The 336-nt window shown below is 47.9% G+C and carries 1 protein-coding gene; it reads right to left on the bottom strand.

The window, feature by feature from the left end:
- The coding region (locus tag ACYQ78_RS39370; protein ID WP_459806102.1) for a hypothetical protein at positions 1 to 278 on the bottom strand (278 nt) is incomplete at its 3' end.
- Between the last annotated feature and the right edge of the window lie 58 nt (positions 279 to 336).

Genomic DNA, 336 nt, shown 5'->3' with positions numbered 1-336 from the left:
CACTCAGCCACCCACATGTGGCAGCCATCATCACACATGTAGGTCTTTTCAATGTCCTTCAAGTCGGTTGCCAAACAGGAATTGATGAATTTCCAACACTCCATGTACACGTCAACATACAACAACGCTAGCACAACCACACAAGCAAGGATGTAGTAAGCGAACATCCACAAGGTCCATTTCAAAGCCGCAAGAATGGTAAACACACCCAGCGCTGTAAGAAACCAGCAGTACCTTGGCATGACAACATGAGTCACCCGGCTGCTCAACTGCTCCATTCCTTGAGTGAAGATTTCCCTGCAGTCATCCTAGTCCGAGCTCTTGTATGCCCGAATT

It is taken from the genome of Herbidospora sp. RD11066, from assembly GCF_054661255.1.
This window is presented reverse-complemented; position numbering and strand designations above follow the sequence as displayed.